The sequence below is a fragment of the Pusillimonas sp. genome (assembly GCF_035515275.1).
Lineage (GTDB): Bacteria > Pseudomonadota > Gammaproteobacteria > Burkholderiales > Burkholderiaceae_B > Pusillimonas.
Genome location: NZ_DATJBQ010000091.1, coordinates 1 through 3,490, shown reverse-complemented (window position 1 = coordinate 3,490; position 3,490 = coordinate 1). Strand labels below are relative to the sequence as shown.

The following is a 3,490-nucleotide window of genomic DNA, read 5'->3' as shown; positions in this document are numbered from 1 at the left end:
ATGTTGCACAGCCCCGATCTCGACTTCAGCTTCAGCGGCTTGAAAACGGCAGTGCTTACGCGGCTCAAGGCGCTTGAAAAAGAGGGCGAGGTTACCGAGCAGCAACGCGCGAACCTTGCCGCTGCCACCGAAGCGGCCATTGTTGATGTGCTGGGCGGCAAGGCCATCAAGGCCATGAAGCGCAGCGGCTTGAAGCGCTTGGTGGTGGCGGGAGGCGTAGGGGCCAACAGCCTGTTGCGCAAACGTTTGGTGGCCGACATGCAGAAGCTGGGCGGCGAAGTGTTTTTCCCGCCCCTTGAGCTTTGCACCGACAACGGCGCCATGATCGCGTTCGCGGCGGCGTTACGCATCAATGCGGGTTTGGTCGATCTTTCGAGCCGCGATCATGCGTTTACCGTACGACCCCGGTGGGACCTTCACGAGCAGGCCGTACCCGCAGTGGTGGTGTAGCCTGGCCGGCCGGCCCGCCTGGCTACGCTTTGTTTTAAAGGCGCGGCGGGTGTCGGGGCCGAAGCGGGTTTCAGCGTTTCTTACCGGTTTTAGCGTCTGTGGCGGCAGTTTTTTTATTCTTGCCGATGCGGTCTTCTTTGCCGGCCAGCAGCCGGGCAATATTGGCCTGGTGGCGAAAGCAAAGTATGACGGCAATGATCACAATGGCAAAGCAGGTAAAGCCGTCGAAGCGCCAGGCGATGTTGCCGCCGAACAGGTAATACAACGGGGCGAATATGGCCGCAACAATCGCAGCCAACGAAGAATAACGCGTGGCATAGGCCACAATCAGCCAGGTGAGCGCCGTGGCAACGCCCAGCCAGGGCTGAAAGGCCAGCAGCACACCCAGCGCCGTGGCCACGCCCTTACCGCCCTTGAACTTAAGGAACACGGGGTATACATGCCCCAGGAATACAGCAATGCCGGCCATGCCCACCACAAAGCCCGGCAGCATCCATTCGCGTACGGCAAGGCTTGCCAGCCACACCGCCGCCCAGCCTTTGGCGGCATCGCCAAGCAGAGTCAGCACGGCGGCAGAGCGGTTGCCTGTGCGCAACACATTGGTGGCGCCGGGGTTTTTAGAACCGTAGCTGCGTGGGTCTTGCAGGCCCATCAGGCGGCTGACCACCACAGCGAAAGAAATTGACCCCAACAGATAGGCCAGGGCGACAAGGGCAACGCTGGAAAGCGCGATATATAGCGGCGACATGAAATTGGGCTCCGTGTAACTGCGCTAGATTCTAACGTGCGTGGCCTAAACCTTAAAACCAGCGGGTACAATTGGCTACGTTCAGTTGAGTTTTTTCTGGAAGCACAATGCGCATTTTGGTGTCTAACGACGACGGCTACAACGCCGAGGGTATCGAGGCCCTTGTAGAGGCCTTGAAGGGCTTGGGCGAACTTACCATCGTCGCACCCGAAACCAACTGCAGCGGGGCTTCAAACTCGCTTACGTTGAACCGGCCGCTCTCGGTGCGCCAGGCGCCCAACGGCTTTTATTTTGTTAACGGCACGCCGTCCGACTGCGTGCACATTGCGCTTACCGGTTTGCTCGACTTTCGCCCGGACCTGGTCGTATCAGGCATTAACAACGGCGCGAACATGGGCGATGACACGTTGTATTCCGGCACCGTGGCGGCCGCCACCGAGGGCTATCTGTTCGGCATTCCCGCTATTGCATTCTCGCTGGTCAAAAAGGGCTGGCAGCATCTTGATGCCGCCGCCCAGGTTGCGCGTCAGGTGGTACAGCGGCAAATCGCTCAGCCGCTGGCCGGCAACACGCTGCTTAACGTCAATATTCCCGCAGTGCCGTACGACGCCATGCAAGGCTGTGTGGTAACCAGGCTGGGCAAACGGCATCCGTCCGAGCCGGTCGTAAAAAGCACCACGCCCTACGGCGACCCGGTTTACTGGATAGGCCCTGTCGGGCTGGTTTCCGACTCGGCTGCCGATACTGATTTTGGCGCGATCGAACGCCACGCGGTGTCCATCACCCCGTTGAGGCTTGACCTTACCCACTACGAACAATTGCCCGGCCTTAAAAACTGGGCCGACCCGCTATGCGTAAGCCGATAAGCCGTTTTCCGTTCGCCTCGGGCACCACCAACCGTTTCGGGCGCTCCAGTCTGGGCGGCGGGCCGTCGACCACCAACAGCAATGCGCGCATCGCCACGCGGCCCGGGCCCGTTGCCGCCCCGGCTTTGCCGGTTCGTACGCTGGCTGCAGCTACCGCCAACCTGGGGCTTAACTCAGACCGCCAACGTGCGGTCATGGTGCAACGGTTGCGTAACCAAGGCATACAAGATGAAAGGGTTCTGGCGGCCATGCAGGCGGTGCCCAGGCATATATTCGTTGACGAAGGCCTGGCCAGCCGGGCCTACGAAGACGCGGCCCTGCCCATCGGCCATGGCCAGACCATTTCGCAACCCTGGGTGGTGGCCCGCATGATCTCTGTGCTTTGCGAAGAACGCGTGCCCGACAAGGTGCTCGAAGTGGGCGCCGGTTGCGGCTATCAGGCGGCGGTGCTGGCCCACATCATCAAAGAAGTGCACACCATAGAACGCATTCGCGGCCTATACGAGCTGGCCCGCTTGCATTTGCGCGCGCTTCGACTCTCGGGCCGCGTGCGGCTATCATTTGGCGACGGCATGGCGGGCTTGCCCGGCCACGCGCCATTCGACGGTATTATTGTGGCTGCTGCAGGCATTAAAATCCCCCAATCTTTGCTTGAACAATTGTCGATCGGCGGGCGCCTTATTGCTCCGGAAGGGGCTGCAACGCAGCGCCTGGTGCTCATCGAACGCACCGGCCCTGCCACGTGGCATCGCCAAGAGCTCGAGGCAGTTCGATTCGTTCCGTTGCGCGCGGGTACACAGTCATAAGTTTCTGGTTTAGGAGAACCCCATGAATTCAACGACGGCATCGTCTTTCGTCACAGCTTCAATTCAGTCCCGGCGTCCTCGCCATGCTCTGGCGATTGTGTTGCTGTTGACGCTGGCGGTGTTGGCGGGGTGCACGTCGCGAGGCACGCGCGCACCGGTTACCGATATGTCGGGCGGGCAAACGGCCACCGAACCTGCAACCGGCACCTATGTGGTCCGGCCCGGCGACACGCTGTACCAGATTGCTCAGCGTCATGGCATCGACGTAGCCACCCTGGTCCGGCTTAACAGTATTTCCGACCCCAGCCAGTTGCGCGTGGGTCAGACCTTACGTCTTTCCGACAACGCACCGGTGGTGCCTTCTCCCAGTATTGCCACCCCTGCACCGGTAACGCCGGTTACGCCCACCGAGCCGCCCATTCCTATGCCGGCGTCCGACGCCAACCTCGTTTCCTGGGGCTGGCCGGCAAGCGGAAAAATGATTCAGGGCTTCAACACCAATACCAAGGGCATCGACATCGAAGGGGCGGTGGGCGACACGGTCGTGGCGGCGGCGTCGGGTAAGGTCATGTATGCCGGCAACGGTGTGCGGGGCTTGGGCAACCTTATCCTTTTGGGCC

General features: G+C 60.9%; 5 protein-coding genes. 4 read left to right on the top strand and 1 reads right to left on the bottom strand.

The features are described 5' to 3' along the window. Positions 1–450 (top strand): Kae1-like domain-containing protein (locus VL003_RS06750; RefSeq protein WP_487047246.1); only part of this gene is annotated, 450 nt, incomplete at its 5' end. 70 nt (positions 451–520) lie between these two features. Here the strand turns inward: VL003_RS06750 and plsY are convergent. Continuing rightward, positions 521–1,198, bottom strand: coding sequence for a glycerol-3-phosphate 1-O-acyltransferase PlsY (plsY, locus tag VL003_RS06745; protein ID WP_325440859.1), 678 nt, complete (start codon positions 1,196–1,198; stop codon positions 521–523). Positions 1,199–1,305: 107 nt separating this feature from the next. Here plsY and surE point away from each other — a divergent pair, with 107 nt between their 5' ends. The 3 genes from surE to VL003_RS06730 all read left to right on the top strand — a co-directional run. Then, on the top strand, positions 1,306–2,064 hold the full coding sequence (surE, locus tag VL003_RS06740) for a 5'/3'-nucleotidase SurE (protein WP_325440857.1): 759 nt from the start codon (positions 1,306–1,308) through the stop codon (positions 2,062–2,064). After that, positions 2,049–2,870, top strand: a complete 822-nt coding sequence (locus tag VL003_RS06735; protein ID WP_325440855.1) for a protein-L-isoaspartate(D-aspartate) O-methyltransferase — start codon at positions 2,049–2,051, stop codon at positions 2,868–2,870. The genes surE and VL003_RS06735 overlap by 16 nt, the downstream gene beginning before the upstream one ends. A gap of 22 nt (positions 2,871–2,892) precedes the next feature. Further along, positions 2,893–3,490, top strand: a 598-nt coding sequence (locus VL003_RS06730; protein WP_325440853.1) for a LysM peptidoglycan-binding domain-containing protein, incomplete at its 3' end; no start/stop codon positions are given.

Excerpts from the sequence above, each read along its gene's own strand:
- surE (WP_325440857.1), top strand. The coding sequence starts at position 1,306 with ATGCGCATTTTGGTGTCTAACGACGACGGCTACAACGCCGAGGGTATC.
- plsY (WP_325440859.1), bottom strand. The coding sequence starts at position 1,198 with ATGTCGCCGCTATATATCGCGCTTTCCAGCGTTGCCCTTGTCGCCCTG.
- VL003_RS06735 (WP_325440855.1), top strand. The coding sequence starts at position 2,049 with ATGCGTAAGCCGATAAGCCGTTTTCCGTTCGCCTCGGGCACCACCAAC.